16 protein-coding genes are annotated in these 17471 nt (G+C 71.2%); 5 read left to right on the top strand and 11 right to left on the bottom strand.

Annotation, left to right across the window (positions count from 1 at the left end):
- Nucleotides 1–74 precede the first annotated feature (74 nt).
- The 3 genes from CG723_RS04115 to CG723_RS04125 are packed head-to-tail and all read left to right on the top strand — an operon-like array spanning nucleotide 75 to nucleotide 3138.
- Nucleotides 75–1322, top strand: a complete 1248-nt coding sequence (locus CG723_RS04115) for an ABC transporter substrate-binding protein (protein ID WP_199841655.1) — start codon at nucleotides 75–77, stop codon at nucleotides 1320–1322.
- A gap of 29 nt (nucleotides 1323–1351) precedes the next feature.
- Entirely contained in the window at nucleotides 1352–2302 is a 951-nt protein-coding gene (locus CG723_RS04120) for a carbohydrate ABC transporter permease (protein ID WP_100592544.1), read from the top strand.
- Nucleotides 2299–3138 carry a carbohydrate ABC transporter permease gene (locus CG723_RS04125; protein ID WP_100591854.1) on the top strand — a complete coding sequence of 280 codons (840 nt, stop codon included), beginning with the start codon at nucleotides 2299–2301 and terminating at the stop codon, nucleotides 3136–3138. Before CG723_RS04120 ends, CG723_RS04125 begins: the two co-directional genes overlap by 4 nt.
- Before the next feature lie 20 nt (nucleotides 3139–3158).
- Here CG723_RS04125 and CG723_RS04130 read toward each other — a convergent pair whose 3' ends face one another.
- The 7 genes from CG723_RS04130 to CG723_RS04160 form a co-directional block, all read right to left on the bottom strand.
- Nucleotides 3159–3926 (bottom strand): SDR family NAD(P)-dependent oxidoreductase, encoded by a 768-nt coding sequence (locus CG723_RS04130; RefSeq protein ID WP_100591855.1) that lies wholly within the window; start codon nucleotides 3924–3926, stop codon nucleotides 3159–3161.
- A gap of 118 nt (nucleotides 3927–4044) precedes the next feature.
- On the bottom strand, nucleotides 4045–4653 hold the full coding sequence (locus tag CG723_RS04135; protein ID WP_100591856.1) for a TetR/AcrR family transcriptional regulator: 609 nt from the start codon (nucleotides 4651–4653) through the stop codon (nucleotides 4045–4047).
- Between the two features lie 50 nt (nucleotides 4654–4703).
- Nucleotides 4704–5066 carry a nitrite reductase small subunit NirD gene (nirD, locus tag CG723_RS04140; RefSeq protein ID WP_100591857.1) on the bottom strand — a complete coding sequence of 121 codons (363 nt, stop codon included), beginning with the start codon at nucleotides 5064–5066 and terminating at the stop codon, nucleotides 4704–4706.
- On the bottom strand, nucleotides 5063–7618 hold the full coding sequence (gene nirB / locus CG723_RS04145) for a nitrite reductase large subunit NirB (RefSeq protein WP_100591858.1): 2556 nt from the start codon (nucleotides 7616–7618) through the stop codon (nucleotides 5063–5065). Before nirB ends, nirD begins: the two co-directional genes overlap by 4 nt.
- A 1-nt stretch (nucleotide 7619) precedes the next feature.
- The gene (locus tag CG723_RS04150) at nucleotides 7620–8843 is read right to left on the bottom strand and encodes an NAD(P)/FAD-dependent oxidoreductase (RefSeq protein ID WP_100591859.1); all 1224 of its coding nucleotides are present in this window, start codon (nucleotides 8841–8843) and stop codon (nucleotides 7620–7622) included.
- Between the two features lie 98 nt (nucleotides 8844–8941).
- Nucleotides 8942–9586 carry a class F sortase gene (locus CG723_RS04155; RefSeq protein ID WP_100591860.1) on the bottom strand — a complete coding sequence of 215 codons (645 nt, stop codon included), beginning with the start codon at nucleotides 9584–9586 and terminating at the stop codon, nucleotides 8942–8944.
- Nucleotides 9587–9721: 135 nt separating this feature from the next.
- A complete protein-coding gene (locus CG723_RS04160) occupies nucleotides 9722–10243 on the bottom strand; it encodes a hypothetical protein (RefSeq protein WP_100591861.1) in 522 nt (173 codons plus the stop codon).
- 291 nt (nucleotides 10244–10534) lie between these two features.
- On the opposite strand from CG723_RS04160, the gene CG723_RS04165 reads away from it, so the two are divergent.
- Nucleotides 10535–11173, top strand: coding sequence for an NADPH-dependent FMN reductase (locus tag CG723_RS04165; protein WP_100591862.1), 639 nt, complete (start codon nucleotides 10535–10537; stop codon nucleotides 11171–11173).
- 64 nt (nucleotides 11174–11237) lie between these two features.
- Here CG723_RS04165 and CG723_RS04170 read toward each other — a convergent pair whose 3' ends face one another.
- Complete coding sequence (locus CG723_RS04170; protein WP_100591863.1) at nucleotides 11238–12887, bottom strand: M4 family metallopeptidase; 1650 nt, start codon at nucleotides 12885–12887, stop codon at nucleotides 11238–11240.
- 166 nt (nucleotides 12888–13053) lie between these two features.
- Here CG723_RS04170 and cutA point away from each other — a divergent pair, with 166 nt between their 5' ends.
- The gene (cutA, locus tag CG723_RS04175) at nucleotides 13054–13380 is read left to right on the top strand and encodes a divalent-cation tolerance protein CutA (protein WP_100591864.1); all 327 of its coding nucleotides are present in this window, start codon (nucleotides 13054–13056) and stop codon (nucleotides 13378–13380) included.
- Nucleotides 13381–13474: 94 nt separating this feature from the next.
- On the opposite strand, the gene CG723_RS04180 is transcribed toward cutA, so the two are convergent.
- The 3 genes from CG723_RS04180 to CG723_RS04190 form a co-directional block, all read right to left on the bottom strand.
- On the bottom strand, nucleotides 13475–14026 hold the full coding sequence (locus tag CG723_RS04180) for a DoxX family protein (RefSeq protein ID WP_234374139.1): 552 nt from the start codon (nucleotides 14024–14026) through the stop codon (nucleotides 13475–13477).
- 78 nt (nucleotides 14027–14104) lie between these two features.
- Nucleotides 14105–16216 (bottom strand): molybdopterin oxidoreductase family protein, encoded by a 2112-nt coding sequence (locus CG723_RS04185; RefSeq protein WP_100591866.1) that lies wholly within the window; start codon nucleotides 16214–16216, stop codon nucleotides 14105–14107.
- 442 nt (nucleotides 16217–16658) lie between these two features.
- Entirely contained in the window at nucleotides 16659–17234 is a 576-nt protein-coding gene (locus CG723_RS04190) for a SanA/YdcF family protein (RefSeq protein ID WP_234374140.1), read from the bottom strand.
- Between the last annotated feature and the right edge of the window lie 237 nt (nucleotides 17235–17471).

The raw sequence follows: 17471 nt of genomic DNA on the forward strand, positions 1-17471 counted from the left end.
CGTTGGGCCGTCGGAATCCGTGGACGCCGAAAGGACCCGGCGTTCAAGAGCAGCGAGAAGCAGGGGGACGATCAATGACCATCAGCCGCAGGGGACTGCTCGGGACCGGCGCCGCGCTGGGGCTGCTCACCGCGTGCGGCTCCAACACGGGCCGGGACGACGGCGGTGCGGGCGGCGAGCCGGAGCTGGCGCAGTGGTACCACCAGTACGGCGAGCAGGGCACCGAGCAGGCCGTGAAGAAGTACGCCGCCGCGTACGAGAAGGCGCACGTCACCGTCCAGTGGCGGCCCGGCAACTACGACGAGCAGACCGCCGCCGCGCTCCTCACCGACTCGGGCCCCGACGTCTTCGAGGTCAACGGGCCCACCCTCGACCAGATCCAGGGCAAGCAGATCGCCGACCTCACCGGCCTGTTCGAGGGGGTCAAGGACGACTTCAACCCGGCGGTCCTCGCTCCGAAGACGTACGACGGCAGGATCTGGGCGATCCCGCAGGTCATCGACATGCAGATGCTCTACTACCGCAAGAGCCTGCTCGCCGACGCGGGCGTCGAGCCGCCGGAGACGCTCGACGAGCTCGTGGACGCCGCGAAGAAACTCACCTCGAAGAAGACGAAGGGACTCTTCCTCGGCAACGACGGCGGCGCGGGCGTCCTCGGCGGTACGCCTCTGTACGCGGCCGGCCTCGAACTCGTCACCGAGGACGGCAAGGTCGGCTTCGACGACCCGGCCGCCGCGCGAGCCCTCGGCAAGATCCACCAGCTGTACGCCGGCAAGTCGCTGCTCCTGGGCGCGCCCTCCGACTGGTCCGACCCGTCGGCGTTCGTCCAGGGCCTGACCGCCATGCAGTGGTCCGGCCTGTGGGCGCTGCCCACCGTGCAGAAGGAGCTCGGCGACGACTTCGGCGTCCTGCCCTTCCCGAAGGACGGCGCGGGCAGGCCGTCGGTGCCGGTCGGCGCATACGGCGCGGCGGTCTCCACCCGTGGCGAGCACCAGCAGGCCGCGAAGGACTACCTCAGGTGGCTGTGGATCGACCGCACCGAATACCAGGAGGACTTCGCCCTCTCGTACGGCTTCCACATCCCGGCCCGTATCTCGCTGGCGAAGAAGGCCGCGAAGCTGCGGAAGGGCGCGGCGGCCGACGCCGTCCGCTTCACGACCGACCACGGCTTCGCCCAGCCCCTGAGGTGGACACCCGCGAGCCAGACCGCGTACCAGGACGCCCTGAGCCGCATCATCAAGGACGGCGCGAGTCCGGACAGCGAGCTCAAGGGAGTCGTGCGGAAGGTGTCGGCCGAGCTCGACCGCGTGAAGAAGAAGTGAGCCTGCGGCAAGAGGGCCGCCGCCAGGCGATCCCTCGGCAGAGAGGCCGCGGGCAGGGCGGCACGGCACGGAAGTGGGCCGGAGTCCAGAACCGCACCCTCTGGTTCTGGATCTTCGTCGGGCCCTTCCTCCTCGGCCTCGGCGTCTTCACGTACATCCCGCTCGGCTGGAGCGTCTACCTCAGCTTCTTCGACGCGCACAACACCGTCACCCCGAGCGACTTCGTCGGCCTCGGCAACTACACGGCGATGCTGGAGAACGAGGCCTTCACCGACAGCCTGTGGACCTTCCTCGTCTTCTCGCTCTTCATCGTGCCCGCGACCTACGCGCTCTCGCTCGCCCTCGCCCTGATGGTGAACCGGCAGCGCCGCGCCCAGGCGTTCTTCCGCTCGGTCTTCTACCTACCCGCAGCCTGCTCGTACGTGGTGGCGGCCCTGATCTGGAAGATGTCGATCTTCAACGGGGTGCGGTTCGGGCTCGCCAACACCGTGCTCGGCTGGTTCGGCGGTGACCAGATCGCCTGGCTGTCGACGACCGACCCGCCCTGGTACTGGGCCGTCATCGTCACCGTACGGCTCTGGCTCCAGGCCGGCTTCTACATGGTGCTGTTCCTCGCGGGGCTCCAGCGCATCAGCCCCACCCTCTACGAGGCGGCGGCCGTCGACGGGGCGCGGCCCGGCTGGCAGGTCTTCCGGCACATCACGTTCCCGCAGCTGCGGGCCACCTCCGTGGCGGTCGTCCTGCTCCTCGTCATCAACGCCTTCCAGGCCTTCGACGAGTTCTACAACCTGCTCTCGGACGCCCGCGGCTATCCGCCGTACGCCAGGCCCCCGCTCGTCTACCTCTACTACACGGCGCTCGGCCAGGGGCAGAACCTCGGGCTCGGCAGTGCGGGCGCGGTGCTGCTCGCGCTGATCATCGCGGTGGTGACGGTAGGGCAGGCCAAGTGGTTCGGCCTCGGCCGCAAGGAGGCACAGTGAGGGACGAATCCCGGGTCAGGGCCGGCCGCGCCCTGCGCCTCGCCCTGCTGATCGCGCTGGCGCTCCTGTTCCTGATCCCGTTCTACCTCCTGGTACGCAACGGGCTCGCGGCGGAGAGCGACATCACCTCGCCCGAGTGGACGTTCTTCCCGTCCTCGCTGCGCTGGGGAAACGTGCGGGAACTCTTCGCCGACACGTCCGTCCCCTACGCCCGCTCCCTGCTCAACTCCGCGCTCATCGCGGTTGCGACGACGCTCGGCACCCTGCTCCTCGCCTCGCTCGCCGGCTACGGCCTGGCCCGCATCCCGTACCGGCACGCGAACAAGGTCTTCTACGCGATCCTCGGCACCCTGACGGTCCCGGCCGCGGTCACCTTCGTGCCGAGCTTCGTGCTCGTCTCGTCGCTGGGCTGGATCTCGACGCTGCGCGGCCTGATCGTCCCGACCCTGTTCTCCGCGTTCGCGTGCTTCGTCTTCCGCCAGTACTTCCTCGGTTTTCCGGGGGAGCTGGAGGACGCGGCGCGCGTCGACGGGCTCGGCTACTGGCGTACGTACTGGCGGGTGGTCGTGCCCAACTCCCGGCCCGTCTTCGCGGCCGTCGGCACCATCGTCTTCATCGGCGCGTGGAACTCGTTCCTGTGGCCCCTGGTCATCGGCCAGGACCGCAACGCGTGGACCGTCCAGGTGGCACTGTCGTCCTTCACCACGGCCCAAGTGGTGCGACTCCACGAGCTGTTCATCGCGGCGGCCGTGTCGATCGTGCCGCTGCTCGTGGTGTTCCTGTTCTTCCAGCGGTGGATCGTGGCGGGGGTGGAACGCTCGGGCATCGACGACTGACCCCACCCCCTCTCTACGGGCTATGCGGCCGAGCCGCCGTCGATCACCAGGTCGGCGCCGACCACGGACGCGGCGTCCTCGGACGCCAGGTACAGCACGGCGGCGGCGACCTCGTCCGGTGCCGAGACCCGGCCGAGCGGTGACTGCTCCTTCATGCGGACGGCCCGCTCGGCCTCGGTCTCGCCGGGGAGCAGGGACATGGCGGTCGCGGAGGGGCCCGGGCTCACCGCGTTGATACGGACCCCGTCACCGATGTGGTCGAGGGCCGCGCCCCTGGTCAGGGCGGAGACGGCCGCCTTCGACACGGCGTAACCGGTCACGCCCGCCCGGGACTTGTGGGAGCCGAGGTTGGAGGAGATGTTGACGATCGCGCCGCCGCGCTCCTGCGTCCGCATCTGCGCGACCTCGGCCTGGAGGGCGAGAAGCACGCCGGTGACGTTGATGTCGAGCATCGTCTGCCAGTCACCGGACGCGAGTTCAGCGACGGGGCCCGCGCCGCGGAAGACGCCGGCGTTGTTCACGGCGACGTCGAGCGACCCGAACCGCTCGACGATGGCACGCACCAGGTCCTGAAGGTCTCCGGCCCGGCTCACGTCGGCGGTGTGCGCGACGGCGGTGCCGCCCGCCGCTTCGATGAGGTCCACGGTCGCGTCGAGGGTGGCGCGGGTCCGTCCGGCGACGACGACGCGCGCGCCCTCGGCGGCGAAGGCGAGCGCGATGGCCCGCCCGAGCCCGGTTCCGGCACCGGTGACGAGGACGTTCCTACCGGCGAAGCGACTGCGGGACATGAAGGGCTCCTTGGAGGGTGGGCCGGGCGGGTGGATCAGGCATTTCCAGAACGATTGGTTCAGTATGCGGGCATGCGGAAGGGCCCATGGGTGAGTCAGGGGGCGGCCCCTCGGTCGCTCAGGAGCTCACTGGCGCAGCCGCTCGGTCCAGGAGGCCGAGCGCCTGCTCCGCCGCGTCCCGTACGCGCCCCGGGTCCGACGATGCCTTGCCGACGACGCGCATGCCCTGCATCAGGACGAGCAGCAGGCGGGCGAGTGCCCGGGGGTCGCGGTCGGCGGGCAGCTCGCCCTGGGCCCGCGCCCGGGTGAGCGTGGCCTGCAGCAGCGTCTCGATGTGCTCCCAGCTACGTTCCACGCGGCGTGCGGCGGCCGTGTCGTGCGGGGCCAGCTCTGTCGCCGTATTGGTGACGAAGCAGCCGGTCAGGCGCCGTTCGTCGGCCGTCGCCTCGGCGGCGAAGCGCCGGACGAGCCCGCGCACGGCCGGCAGCGCGGGGCCGCCGGCCGACAGGTCCGCGAGGATGGCCGCGTCGGCGGACTCGGCGTACCGGTCCATGGCCTTCAGGTACATCTCGTGCTTGTTGCCGAAGGTCGCGTAGATGCTGGCGCGGCCGATGCCGAGATGGTCGACGAGGTCCGCCATCGACGTCGCCTCGTAGCCGCGCCGCCAGAACAGCTCCAGGGCCGACTGGAGTGCGGCGTCCGGATCGAATTCCTTGGTCCTGGCCATGGAAAGAAGACTAGGCGTAACTGGAACGATCAGTCAAGAAGTGCGGCCGGTCACGCGAGGCTCGGCGTCGTCTGTACGGCATACGTGGCCACCGCGTACGCCTCGTCGTCGAGGCACGTGCCGCTCTCCAGGTCGAAGCGCTGCTTGAGCAGCGGTGACGCGACGAACGGGCGGCCCTGTGACGAGCCGATCAGGCCGCGGGAGAGGACCGCGGCGCCCGTGAACGGGTCACGGTTGCCGACCGCGTACAGGCGGCCCGAGCGGTCCAGGAACACGGCGGCCTGCCGGCCGTCGGGGAGCAGCGCCGCGACCCCGCGGCCCGGGGTCAGCCGGGCCAGCTCGCATACCGTGAACCAGGCGTCACCCAGGTGGAGTTGCACCATCACGGCGGTCTTCTCGGGAGCGACGGTCATGACGTCACCGATCCTTCCAGGGGGCGGGAGCCGATGGAGAGCAGGGGCAGGTCGGGCTTGATCTGGTCGCGCTCCGGGACGAACCGCACCAGCGGGTCCGGGGCGTCGGGCGCGTTCACGAAGGACACGAAGCGCTCCAGGCGCTCCGGGTCGTCGAGGGTGTCGGCCCACTCGTCGCGGTAGTGCGCGACATGGTCGGCCATCAGGGCCTCCAGCTCGTCGCAGAGGCCGAGGGAGTCGTGCACGACGACGTCCCGTACGTGGTCGAGGCCGCCCTCGATCCGTTGCAGCCAGCCCGCCGTGCGCTCCAGACGGTCGGCCGTGCGGATGTAGAACATCAGGAACCGGTCGATCAGCCGGATCAGCTCGGCGTCGGAGAGGTCCTGCGCGAGGAGGTCCGCGTGGCGTGGGGTCGCGCCGCCGTTGCCGCCCACGTACAGGTTCCAGCCGTTGGCCGTGGCGATCACCCCGAAGTCCTTCGACTGGGCCTCCGCGCACTCGCGCCCGCAGCCCGAAACGGCCGACTTCAGCTTGTGCGGCGCCCGCAGACCCCGGTAGCGCAGCTCCAGGTCGATCGCCATGCGCACGGAGTCCTGGACGCCGTAACGGCACCACGTCTGCCCCACACACGACTTCACCGTCCGCAGCGCCTTGCCGTACGCATGGCCCGACTCGAAGCCGGCGTCCACCAACCGTGTCCAGATCAGCGGCAGTTGCTCGACCCGCGCGCCGAACAGGTCGATCCGCTGACCTCCGGTGATCTTTGTGTAGAGGCCGAAGTCGCGCGCCACCTCGCCGATCACGATGAGCTTCTCCGGGGTGACCTCGCCGCCGGGGATGCGAGGCACGACCGAATAGGAGCCGTTCTTCTGGAGGTTGGCGAGGAAATGGTCGTTCGTGTCCTGGAGGGCCGCCTGCTCGCCGTCGAGGACATGGCCGTCGGCGCCGATCGTCGGGGCGAGCGAGGCGATGATCGAGCCGACGGCCGGCTTGCAGACCTCGCACCCCTCGCCGCCGCGCGCGCCGTCACGCCCGTGCGCGTCGAGCAGGTCCGCGTACGACGCGATCCGCTTGACCCGGACGATCTCGTAGAGCTCGGCGCGAGTGTGCGGGAAGCAGCCGCACAGGCCCTTGTCGCCGCTCTGGGGCAGGAGCTGGCCGATCAGCTTCACGCAGCTGCCGCAGCCCGTACCGGCCTTGGTGCACTTCTTCACCTCGGGCAGCGTGGCGTGGGCCTGGATCTCTTCCTTGGTGACGTTGTGGCAGGAGCAGATCACCGCGTCGCCGGGCAGCGCCTCCGGGCCCAGCGCCACCGGCGCCCCCGCCCCCGCGGGCAGCACCAGCTGCTCGGGCGCCACGGGCGGCACCGAACCGGTCAGCGCGCGCAGCGTCCCGTACGCCTCCGCGTCCCCGACCAGGATCCCGCCGAGCAGTTCCCCCTCCGGACCCACGACCAGCTTCTTGTACGTGCCCGAGCGCGAGTCCGAGTAGACGACGTCGAGGCAGCCGTCGGCCGCGCCGTGCGCGTCGCCGAACGACGCCACGTCCACGCCGAGCAGCTTCAGCTTCGTCGACAAGTCGGCACCGGTGAACTGCCCCTCCTCCGACGCGATCGAGGCGGCCGCCGTCTGCGCCATCTCGTAGCCCGGCGCGACCAGGCCGTACACGCGGCCGTCCACGGCCTGCGCGCACTCGCCGATCGCGTACACCGCCGGGTCGCTGGTGCGGCAGCGCTCGTCGACGGTGATGCCGCCGCGTTCGCCGACTGTGAGCCCCATGTCGCGGGCGAGCTGGTCGCGCGGCCGTACGCCCGCCGAGAACACCACCAGGTCGGTCGCCAGTTCCGAGCCGTCCGACAGCTTCATGGCGCGCACCGCGCCGGCCGTACCGTCGGGGCCCTCGGTCAGGATCTCCTGCGTGCCGACGCCCGTGTGGACGCTCAGGCCCATGCCCGTGATGGTGCGCAGGAGGGCCGCGCCGCCGCCCTCGTCGACCTGCACCGGCATGAGGCGCGGCGCGAACTCCACGACGTGCGTGTCGAGGCCGAGGCCGCGCAGGGCGCCCGCCGCCTCCAGGCCGAGCAGCCCGCCGCCCACCACGGCCCCGGTCGTGGCGTGCTTCTTCGCGTACTCCTCGATCGCGAGCAGGTCCTCGATCGTGCGGTACACGAAACAGCCCGTCGCGTCCTTGCCGGGCACGGGCGGCACGAACGGGTAGGAGCCGGTCGCGAGGACGAGGGCGTCGTACGTGACCTGGAGACCGGAGCGCGCCGTGACCGTCCGCGTATCGCGGTCGATGTGCTCGGCGGGGTCCCCGAGGTGCAGCTCGATGCCGTGCCGGGCGATGAACTCCGCGTCCGTGAGCGAGAGTTCGTCCGGTGTGCGGCCCGAGAAGTACGAGGTGAGCTGGACCCGGTCGTAGGCGGGGCGCGGCTCCTCGCACAGCACGACGACGCGGTGCGTGTCCGTGAGCCCGCGCTCGGCGAGGGCCTCGAGGAAGCGCTGGCCGACCATGCCGTGGCCGACGAGGACGAGTGTGGGCGTGGTGGGCATCTCAGAGTCCTCCGTCGTGAGTGAGCAGGTGGAGCAGGGGTGCGCCGTCGTCGGGCAGCGGGTCGTCGGCCTCCCAGGCCCGGGCGAGCGCCCCGACCGTGCCGAGCTCGCCGACCAGCACCCCGCCGACGAGCCGGTCACCGCGGACGACGACCTTGCGGTACGTGCCGCGGGTCGCGTCGGCGAGCTGCACGACGTCGTCACCGGGCAGCGCCTCGGGCTCCCCGAACGCCGCGAGGTCGAGCGGCCCGGCCTCGTGCGGCAGGGTCAGCCGGGTGAGGGTCCGGGTGCCCGCGTAGGGGCGCCGCCGGCCGGAGAGCAGGTTCTCGGCGAGCGCGTCGGCCTGTTCGACGGCTGGGGTCGCGAGCCCGTAGACGCGGCCCGCGTGCTGGGCGCAGTCCCCGACCGCGCGGACACGGGGGTCCGAGGTGCGCAGATCGTCGTCGACGACGATCCCTTCGCGCACGTCGAGTCCCGCTGCCAGCGCGAGCCCCGTACGGGGACGCACCCCGCACGCGAGGACCGTCAGATCCGTGCCGAGCACATAGCCGTCGGCGAGCTCGACGCTGCGGACCGCCCCGTCGACGACGCCCACGCCCCGTACGCGGCACTGCGTGTGCACCTCGACGCCGCGCGCGGTGAGGTGCTCGTGCACGAGACGCGAGGACCGCGGGTCGAGCTGGCGCTCCATCAGGCGCTCGGACTGCTGCGTGAGCACCACCTGGGCGCCGCGCCGGGCGAGCGCACGGGCCGCGGACACCCCGAGGAGCCCGCCGCCGACGACGACCGCGCGCACCCCGGGAACCACCGCCCGCGACAGCGCCAGGCAGTCGTCCATGGTGCGGAAGGCGTGCACCCCGCCCGGCAGCTCAGCCGCACCGGGCGCGAACAGGCCGCGCAGAGGAGGCAGGACCGGGTTCGACCCGGTGGCGAGTACGAGGGTGTCGTACGGGACGTCGGAGCCGTCCTCGCAGCGCACCACCTGCTCGTCGCGGTCGATACGCACGGCGCGGGTCCGCAGGTGCGTTCCGGTGTGGCGGGGCAGCGCGATGACGTCGGCGCCGTAACTGCCCGCGAGGACCTCGGCGAGCAGCACCCTGTTGTACGGGGCGTGCGCCTCCTCGCCGATGAGTACGGCGGCAGCGCCCAGGCGCCGGGCGAGCCGGGTACCGGCGAGGCCGGTGCCGATCACCACCACGCGTCCGAGGTCCGTCGAAAAGGTCATGCACGGCAGCCTGCGGGGCCGGTGTTACCCGGCCGCATCCCTCCCGTTTCCCGCGGGGAACGCTGCGCTCAGCGCGCACGAGGAGGGAGTGTGAGGGCTCAGCGGCTGCCCGTCAGATGCGCGAACACCACGACGTTCCCCCGGTAGCCGGTCTGCTTCGAGTAGCCGCCCCCGCAGGTTATGACGCGCAGCTCGGGCCGGTCGGCCGCGCCGTACACCTTCTCGTCGGGGAAGGCGCGGGCGTCGTAGACCTCGACGGCGTCGACGGTGAACACGGCGACGGAGCCGTCGCGGCGGTCGACCTCGATGGTGCGGCCCCTGGTCAGCGCGCCCAGGTCGTAGAAGACGGCGGGCCCCTCGGCGTTGTCGACGTGGCCGGCCACGACCGCTGTGCCGCGGACGCCGGGCGCGGTACCGGCGTCGTACCAGCCGGCCAGGTTCTTCTGCTCCGGCGGCGGGACGCCCAGGCTGCCCTGCGGGGTCAGGGCGAGCCCCATGAGCGGTGCGTCGACCCGGATCGAGGGGATGCGTATGCGGTCGGGGGGCGAGGAGGAGAGGGGGGCCGCGCCCGGCGGCTCGTGGCCGGTGCCGGGGAGCGCGGACCCGGCCTGCGCCGTGGACGGCTGCGGCGGTCCGTGTATCTCGGTGCCCTGGAGCAGCAGCCAGGCGCCCAGACACAGGGCGAGAGTGGTGACCGCGGCTATGAGTCCGCTGCTGACTCTGCGGCGGCGCGCCTGAGGCATCGGCTTCTCCAGGTCGGAATCGGTGGGGGCGCCTTCCTCTCCCGGCCGCGGGAGGGGGGTGCGTGGCCGGGAGAGGAGAGGACAAGCGGTACCAGGGGGCCGGAGGGACAGCGGAGGTCGTCCGTCCGGCGCCCGTCAGATCCCTTCGCCTCTCGCCCGGCGATGCAGGAGCCAGGTACCGCCCGCGGCGGCGACGGCAAGCGCTGCCACTCCCGCCGCGGTCTTCACGGGGTCGGTGCCGAGCGCGCCGCCGACCCCCGTCTTCACATGGCCTTTCGGAAGGGCCTGGTCCGACGATGAGGCGAGCGCGACCGTCAGATCGCCCGTCACCTGCCCGCCGCCGGAGCACTTCGCGACGATCTCGTACGTCCCGGGCGGCGCCGACGGAGGCACCTGGAACCGCCCCACGGCGTCCTTCGCCTGCGAGCCCGGGGCGAGCATGAAGGTGCCCGCGCCGACCGCGCTCGCGTCCCCGGCGGCGGCGCGGCTCGCACCGCACGCGGTGGTGTTGACGGTGACCGTGGCGCCCGCGGTGGCGTTCGCCGGGTACACCTCGAGACCGCCCGAGCCGCCCTTACCGGCGTACGAGGGCGCGGCGGTCAGTGCCGCGGCGGCCGCGGCGAGCGCGGCGGCGGTCAGCAGGCGGGATGTGCGCATCGTGTCGTGCTCCTCCGAGGGGGCACGGCCCGCGGCACCCCCAAGTGCCGCTGCGTCGGTCACGCCCCTGCCCTACCGAGGTAAGTGGCACTCGCCCCGTAACGCCTCCTGATGCACCATCAGAAAACCGGTGAAAGGGCGTCATCTGACACCCCGGCAGGTACATTCCAGCAGGTCACCGACGCGTCGAAGAAAAGAAGCCGAAGGGGGAGCGGACGCCGGTGAACGGGTGACCGGACCCGCGCGGCGCCCGCTTGACCTCAACCAAGCTTCAGGTAACAGGCTTGCGCCATGAACACCACAGCGGTGCAGACCGCAGCCCCCGTCACCGTCCCCGTTTCCGCCCCCACCGAGGCCCCCGTACGGGTCGCAGTCGTCATCGGCAGCAACCGCGAGGGCCGCTTCGGCCCGGTCGTCGCCGACTGGCTCATGTCCCTGCTCGGGGAGCGCCCCGACCTCGCCGTCGACGTGATCGACGTAGCCGCCACCGACCTGCCCACCGCACTCTCCTACGACCCGTCCGCCGAGGTACGGGCCGAGCTGGCCAAGGTCACCCCGAAGCTGGCCGCGGCCGACGCCTTCATCGTCCTCACCCCCGAGTACAACCACTCCTACCCGGCGTCCCTCAAGAACGTCATCGACTGGCACCACGCCGAATGGCAGGCCAAGCCGGTCGGCTTCGTCTCCTACGGCGGCATCTCCGGCGGCCTGCGCGCGGTCGAGCACCTGCGCACCGTCTTCGCCGAGCTGCACGCCGTCACGGTCAGGGACACCGTCTCCTTCACCCATGCGGGCAGCCACTTCGACGCATCCGGCGCCCACCGCGACCCCGAGGCGCCGGCCACCGCGCTGAAGGCGATGCTCGACCAGCTGGCGTGGTGGGCGAAGGCGCTGCGGGAGGCGAAGGAGGTGCGTCCGTACGGCAGTTGAGACCGGGCAGCCGAAGGCCCCCGCAGCCGACGACTACGGGGGCCTCCCCCACTCATGCGCGATGTCAGCCCACGGACACGGCAGACCAGGTCGCGGCCACGGCGGCGTACTCCGCGCTGCCGGCGCCGTACAGGTCCTTCGCCGCACTGAGGGTCGCCGTGCGGGCGCCCGCGTAGTTCGTCGAGGACGTCATGTAGACGGTCAGGGCCCGGTACCAGATCTTGCCGAGCTTGTCCTTGCCGATGCCGCTCAGCGTCGAGCCGTTGCACGTCGGGCTGTTGTGCTGGACGCCGCCGATGACCTTCGGCCCACTGCCTTCGGCCAGCAGGTACGCGAAGTGGTTGGCGACCCCGGACGAGTAGTGCACGTCGAGGTTGCCGACCGACGAGCTCCAGCAGTCGGCGGAGTTGCCGTCCTTGCTGGGCTTGTCCATGAAGCGCAGCGCGGGCTGGCCGAAGCCGGGCTTCACGATCTTCTCGCCGATGAGCCAGTCGCCCGGGTCGGACGCGTTGTTCGCGTAGAACTCGACGAGCGTGCCGAAGATGTCGGACGTCGCCTCGTTCAGACCGCCGGACTCGCCCGAGTAGGTGAGCCCCGCGGTCTTCGACGTGACGCCGTGCGACATCTCGTGCCCGGCGACGTCGAGCGCCACGAGCGGCCCGAACGTCGAGCCGTCACCGTCGCCGTACGTCATGCAGAAGCAGGTGTCGTCCCAGAAGGCGTTGTTGTAGTTGCTGCCGTAGTGGACGCGGTTGTACGAGCCCTTGCCGTCGCCGCCGATGCCGTTACGGCCGTGGACGTTCTTGTAGTAGTCCCACGTCGTGTCGGTCCCGTACTGGGCGTCCACGGCGGCCGACGAGCGGTCGGAGTTCGCGCCCGTGCCCCAGTGGTTGTCGGCGTCGGTGAACACCACCGCGGGAGCGCGGCTCCAGCAGATGGTCAGGATGCAGCCGTCGGTCTTGTTCTGCGCGTCACCCGAGTAGGTGCCGCCCCGCGTCGCGTCCTTGAGCTGGTACGTGGACCCGGACTGGGTCGTCTCCAGCGGGACCGTGCCCGCGTAGAGGGACTTTCCGTCGCCGGTCGCGGTCTCGATGCTGTCCCAGGCGTCGATCTGCTTGCCGGTGGTGGCGTCGGTGAGGACGACGCGGGCGACCGGGTTGCCGAGCGAGTCCTTGCCCGCGGTGTCCGTGCGCCACGCCAGCTTCGGCGCGCCGTGCAGCGCGTCCACGACGAGCGCGGGCTTGGCGACGACCTTGCGCAGGAGCTCGCCCGGATTGGCGGCGCGCAGCGCGGCGGCGGCGATGTCGGCGGCCTTCGGGGCGGGGAGCCCCGGCGTCACGCTCGGCACGGCGAGGTCGCCGAGTACCGCGCGGTTCGCGGAGCGGTAGCCGCCGTCGCGGTTCAGATGGACGACGAAGTCGCCGCCGAGAACCGGCAGTTGGCGGTAGGTGCGGTTGTAGCGCACATGCTGGGTGCCGTCGGCGTCGACGACGACGTCCCGCACGGAGGCACCCTGCGAGCCGGTGATCCCGAGGCGGGCGGCCTCGGCGGTGAGCGCGGCCGTCGCATGGCGTACGGCGTCGGCCCGGGTGGGTGGCGTGGGGTCGCCGGAGTCGGCGCCCGCGGTGGGGGCGAGGGCGGCGGCCATCAGGGTGGCGGCCGCCGTTGCTATGCCGGCGGTGGTGAGTCGCGATGTGGTCCGGGCAGGTCTCATCGGGCTCCTAGTGACGGCGCGCGGGCGCGCTGAGGGGGGTCACACTGATGACGTCTCAGATTTAAAGGTCCATGACATGTCATGTCCATAGCGCCCCCGTGGTGGAGCTGTGAATAGGTGTTCACGTGCAGAATCAAGGAGCGCACGGCCCGTGAAAGGAACGGACATGAACGCACTGGCCCTGACGGTCCTCACGGCGACCGACGACGAGGCAAAGGCCCGAGCCCTGGCCACGGGAGCGGTCGAGGCGCGCCTGGCGGCCTGCGCCCAGATCGCGGGCCCGGTCATGTCGGTCTACCGCTGGCAGGGCAGCACGGAGACCGCCCAGGAATGGCAGGTGCTACTCAAAACCACGGCAGAGGGCTACGAGGCCCTGGAGTCCTGGCTGTTGGAGGCACACGACTACGAGACGCCCGAGATCATCGCGACACCGGTGGTGCGGGGCAGTGCCGGTTACCTGGCGTGGATCGCGGGGGAGACGGGCGGAGCCTGAGCGCGGGAGCCGGAAAAGCCGACGGCCCGAGCGCTCCAGCACCCGGACCGTCACCAGCTCACCGATGCGCGACGTCACCGATTCACGACCGACCTCACTTACGCAACACCAGCGTGATCCCCGCCACGACCAGACCGAGGGCCACGGCCGCGACTCCGTATCCGAGGCGGTGGGACCGAAGCCCCGGCAGAAAGCGGTCGAAGGCGATGCGCCCCGGGCCGGTCAGGGCGAGCGCCACCGCGCCGAGGGCGATCAGGAGCTCGTACTCGATGCCCTGCGGCGCGAAGAATCCGCCGCCCCACTTCACGGCGATGGCATTGACCAGGGTGCCGACCACGGCCGCGGCGGCCAGCGGGGTGAGCAGACCGAGCACGAGGCCGAGCCCGCCGAGGGTCTCGCTGAGCCCGGCGACCAGGGCGAACGCCTTCGGCGACGGGTAGCCGGACGCGGCGAAGAACTGCCCGGTGCCGTCGATCCCGCCTCCGCCGAACCAGCCGAAGAGCTTCTGCGCACCATGCGCGGCCATGGTCAGGCCGAGGGCGAGGCGCAGGACGAGAAGACCGAGGTCATAGGCGTGGGCGGGCGCGGCGGGGGCGGGGGAGCCGGGCGCGCGGAGCGGCCCGAGCTGGTTCGCGAGAGAGGTCACGTGGGGGTTCTCCTGACTCGGAAGGGACATGCTTGAACTTTCAAGCTATGCCCAAGCTAACCGCCAGCCCACGATGTTTCAAACGTGAACGACACCGTCCGAGCGGTCACCGGAGCCGGAGTCGATACCGGCCGCCTCGACCCGTACCGCGCACACCTTGAACTCCGGCATCCGGGACGTCGGATCGAGAGCGGGGTTGGTCAGGTTATTGGCGCGCCCGGCGCCCGGCCAGTGAAACGGCATGAACACTGTGTCGGGCCGGATGCCCGCCGTGATCCGGGCGGGCGCCTCGGCCCGCCCGCGCCGGGAGACGACGGCGACCGGCTCGCCCTCCGCCACCCCGATCAGGGCGGCGAGCCGCGGATGCAGCTCCACGAAGGGGCCGGGCGCGGCGGCGTTGAGCTCGGCCACGCGCCGGGTCTGCGCACCCGACTGGTACTGCGACACGACGCGCCCGGTCGTCAGATGGACCGGGAACTCGGCGTCCGGCTCCTCGGCGGCGGCCCGGTGCGAGACGGCGACGAACCGGGCCCGCCCGTCGTCGGTGGCGAACCGTTCCAGAAAGAGCCGGGGCGTCCCGGGATGTTCCTCTTCAGGACAGGGCCAGAACACCCCGTCCTCCTCGACGAGCCGCCGATAAGAGATCCCCGCATAGTCGGCAGGCCCCCCTTCCGAAGCCAGCCGCAACTCCTCGAAAACCTCCTCAGGATCGGCCGGGAACCCCTTCTCCACCCCCAGCCGCCCGGCCAGCTCACGCAGCACCTCCAGATCGCTCCGCACCCCGTCCGGAGGCGAGATCGCCCGACGCCGCAGCAGCACACGCCCCTCCAGACTGGTCACGGTCCCCGTCTCCTCGGCCCACTGGGTAACGGGAAGCACCACATCGGCAAGAGCGGCGGTCTCGGAAAGCACCACATCGGCCACGGCCAGAAAGTCGAGCGACCGCAGCCTGCCCTCCACGTGGGCGGCGCGAGGAGCCGACACCACCGGATTCGACCCCATGACCAGCAGAGCCCGTACGTCACGCCCCAGCGCGTCGAGCAGTTCGTACGCGGAACGGCCGGGCCCGGGAAGGGAGTCGGGGTCAACGCCCCACACGCCGGCCACGTGTGCACGCGCCGCAGGGTCGGTCAGCTTCCGGTACCCGGGCAGCTGGTCGGCCTTCTGCCCGTGCTCGCGCCCGCCCTGCCCGTTGCCCTGCCCGGTCAGGCACCCGTACCCGGAAAGGGGCCGCCCGGCGCGCCCGGTTGCGAGGCACAGGTTGATCCAGGCGCCCACGGTGTCGGTGCCCTTGGACTGCTGCTCGGGCCCACGCGCGGTGAGCACCATCGCGGCCTCGGGCTCGCAGAACATCCGCACGGCCTCGCGCAGTTGAGGCACCGGAACGCCGGTCACGCGCTCCACGTACTCGGGCCAGTGCGCCATCACGGCGGCCCGCGCGTCCTCCCAGCCGCGGGTCCGCGCGCGCACGAACTCCTCGTCGACCCGTCCCTCGGTCACCACGAGATGCAGCATGCCGAGGGCCAGGGCGAGATCGGTCCCGGGCCGGGGCGCGAGATGGAGGTCGGCGAGCTCGGCGGTGCGCGTGCGGCGGGGGTCGATGACGACCAACGTGCCGCCGTTCTCCCGCAGTTCGTTCAGATAGCGCACAGCAGGGGGCATGGTCTCGGCCATGTTCGACCCGACCAGGACCACACATCCCGTACGCGGAATGTCCTCAAGGGGGAACGGCAGCCCGCGGTCGAGCCCGAACGCGGCGAGCTGCCCCGCCGCGGCGGACGACATGCAGAACCGCCCGTTGTAGTCGATCTGCGAGGTCCCGAGCACGACCCGGGCGAACTTCCCGAGCCCGTACGCCTTCTCGTTGGTGAGCCCGCCCCCGCCGAAGACCCCGCACGCGTCCGGGCCATGAGCAGAACGCGTACGGGAGAGCCCCTCGGCGACACGGTCAAGCGCCTCACCCCAAGAAGCGGCCTCGAGCGCGCCCCCTTTGCGAACAAGCGGCCCACTCAACCGCACCCCCGGCTCGAGCACGGCAGCGGCCGTACGCCCCTTCCCGCACAGGGCGCCACGATTGACGGGAAACCCGGCACGCTCCGCGACCTCGACAACACCAGAGGCAGTCGGGACGAGATTCATCCCGCACTGAAGGGAGCAGTAGGGGCAGTGGGTGGGCGTGACAGTGAGCATGAGGCCCACACTGCGCGCACGCTGTTACGCGACAGCCCACGCCCGATTACACGCAAGGCACGACGCCCTCTTAGCGGCACCGGCGGGACGGTGAGAACAACGGCGGATCAGCCGTGAAACCGTCGCGAGGGGACGTGGGGGTGTGTCCGCCCGGAGCACGGAGGTGCAGGCGCCGGTGAAGGGACACAGGGCGGAGGCGCCACGATGGCGAGGACGGACACACCCCCGCGGCCCCGCCCCACGTCACACGAGGCGACTGAGCGAAGCCGCACACGAGGAGCATCAGCGAAGCCGAACGTCACACGAGGCGATTGAGCGAAGCCGAACAACAGGCGATTGAGCGAAGCCGCACACGAGGAGCATCAGCGAAGCCGACCGTCACACGAGGCGATTGAGCGAAGCCGAACAACAGGCGATTGAGCGAAGCCGCACACGAGGAGCATCAGCGAAGCCCCACCTCAAGAGCCTCCCGAACCCCAGGCTCCCGTTGGCCGAGAAACCGGGGATCGGGCCGGAACACGGAGTCGATGACGGCCTTCCCCGCAGCGAGCACCTCACGGGCCCCGCCGTAATACCAGGTCACGTCGTGCCGGTCGTCGACGCCGACGCCGTACGACGAGACGCCCGCCGCCTCGCACAGGGCGACCGCGCGCCGAATGTGGAACCCCTGGCTGATCAGCACGGCCCGGTCGACCCCGAAGATCTTCTTGGCCCGCACGCACGAGTCCCACGTGTCGAACCCGGCGTAGTCGCTGACAACGGCCTTGTCCGGCACCCCGTGCCGGGTCAGATAGGCGCGCATGGCGTCGGGCTCGTCGTAGTCCTCGCGGCTGTTGTCGCCGGTCACCAGAAGGACCCGGATCCGCCCGTCACGGTAGAGCCGGGCCGCGGCGTCGAGCCGGTGAGCGAGATACGGCGAAGGCTCGCCCTCCCAGAGCCCGGCCCCGAACACCACAGCGACATCCGTGCGCGGCGCATCGTCAACCGTACGCAGCCGGTCCCCGGTCACCACAAACATCCACGTAGCCGGCAACAGCGCCAGCACACACACGGCCACTGCGCCCTGTACGAACAGCCGCCACCCCCGTCGCGTACGCGGCAACCGGATCCGCACCACTGACCCCCACCCCCACCCCTCCGAAACGTCGTCGCACGACTGGACGCACGTTTCCGCCGGCCGGTTCACGCGGCAAGCGAGGACCCGACCACCTCACATCCGTCCGAACACCCGGTGAGCCCAGGGGAAGCGACCCGT

Source organism: Streptomyces sp. CB01635, from assembly GCF_002803065.1.
In the GTDB taxonomy this organism is placed as follows: Bacteria; Actinomycetota; Actinomycetes; order Streptomycetales; family Streptomycetaceae; genus Streptomyces.

Coding starts and splice junctions, on each gene's coding strand:
- CG723_RS04115 (WP_199841655.1), top strand. CDS start 75: ATGACCATCAGCCGCAGGGGACTGCTCGGGACCGGCGCCGCGCTGGGG.
- CG723_RS04130 (WP_100591855.1), bottom strand. CDS start 3,926: ATGTCCCGCAGTCGCTTCGCCGGTAGGAACGTCCTCGTCACCGGTGCC.
- CG723_RS04135 (WP_100591856.1), bottom strand. CDS start 4,653: ATGGCCAGGACCAAGGAATTCGATCCGGACGCCGCACTCCAGTCGGCC.
- nirD (WP_100591857.1), bottom strand. CDS start 5,066: ATGACCGTCGCTCCCGAGAAGACCGCCGTGATGGTGCAACTCCACCTG.
- nirB (WP_100591858.1), bottom strand. CDS start 7,618: ATGCCCACCACGCCCACACTCGTCCTCGTCGGCCACGGCATGGTCGGC.
- CG723_RS04150 (WP_100591859.1), bottom strand. CDS start 8,843: ATGACCTTTTCGACGGACCTCGGACGCGTGGTGGTGATCGGCACCGGC.
- CG723_RS04155 (WP_100591860.1), bottom strand. CDS start 9,586: ATGCCTCAGGCGCGCCGCCGCAGAGTCAGCAGCGGACTCATAGCCGCG.
- CG723_RS04160 (WP_100591861.1), bottom strand. CDS start 10,243: ATGCGCACATCCCGCCTGCTGACCGCCGCCGCGCTCGCCGCGGCCGCC.
- CG723_RS04165 (WP_100591862.1), top strand. CDS start 10,535: ATGAACACCACAGCGGTGCAGACCGCAGCCCCCGTCACCGTCCCCGTT.
- CG723_RS04170 (WP_100591863.1), bottom strand. CDS start 12,887: ATGAGACCTGCCCGGACCACATCGCGACTCACCACCGCCGGCATAGCA.
- cutA (WP_100591864.1), top strand. CDS start 13,054: ATGAACGCACTGGCCCTGACGGTCCTCACGGCGACCGACGACGAGGCA.
- CG723_RS04185 (WP_100591866.1), bottom strand. CDS start 16,216: ATGCTCACTGTCACGCCCACCCACTGCCCCTACTGCTCCCTTCAGTGC.
- CG723_RS04190 (WP_234374140.1), bottom strand. CDS start 17,234: ATGTTTGTGGTGACCGGGGACCGGCTGCGTACGGTTGACGATGCGCCG.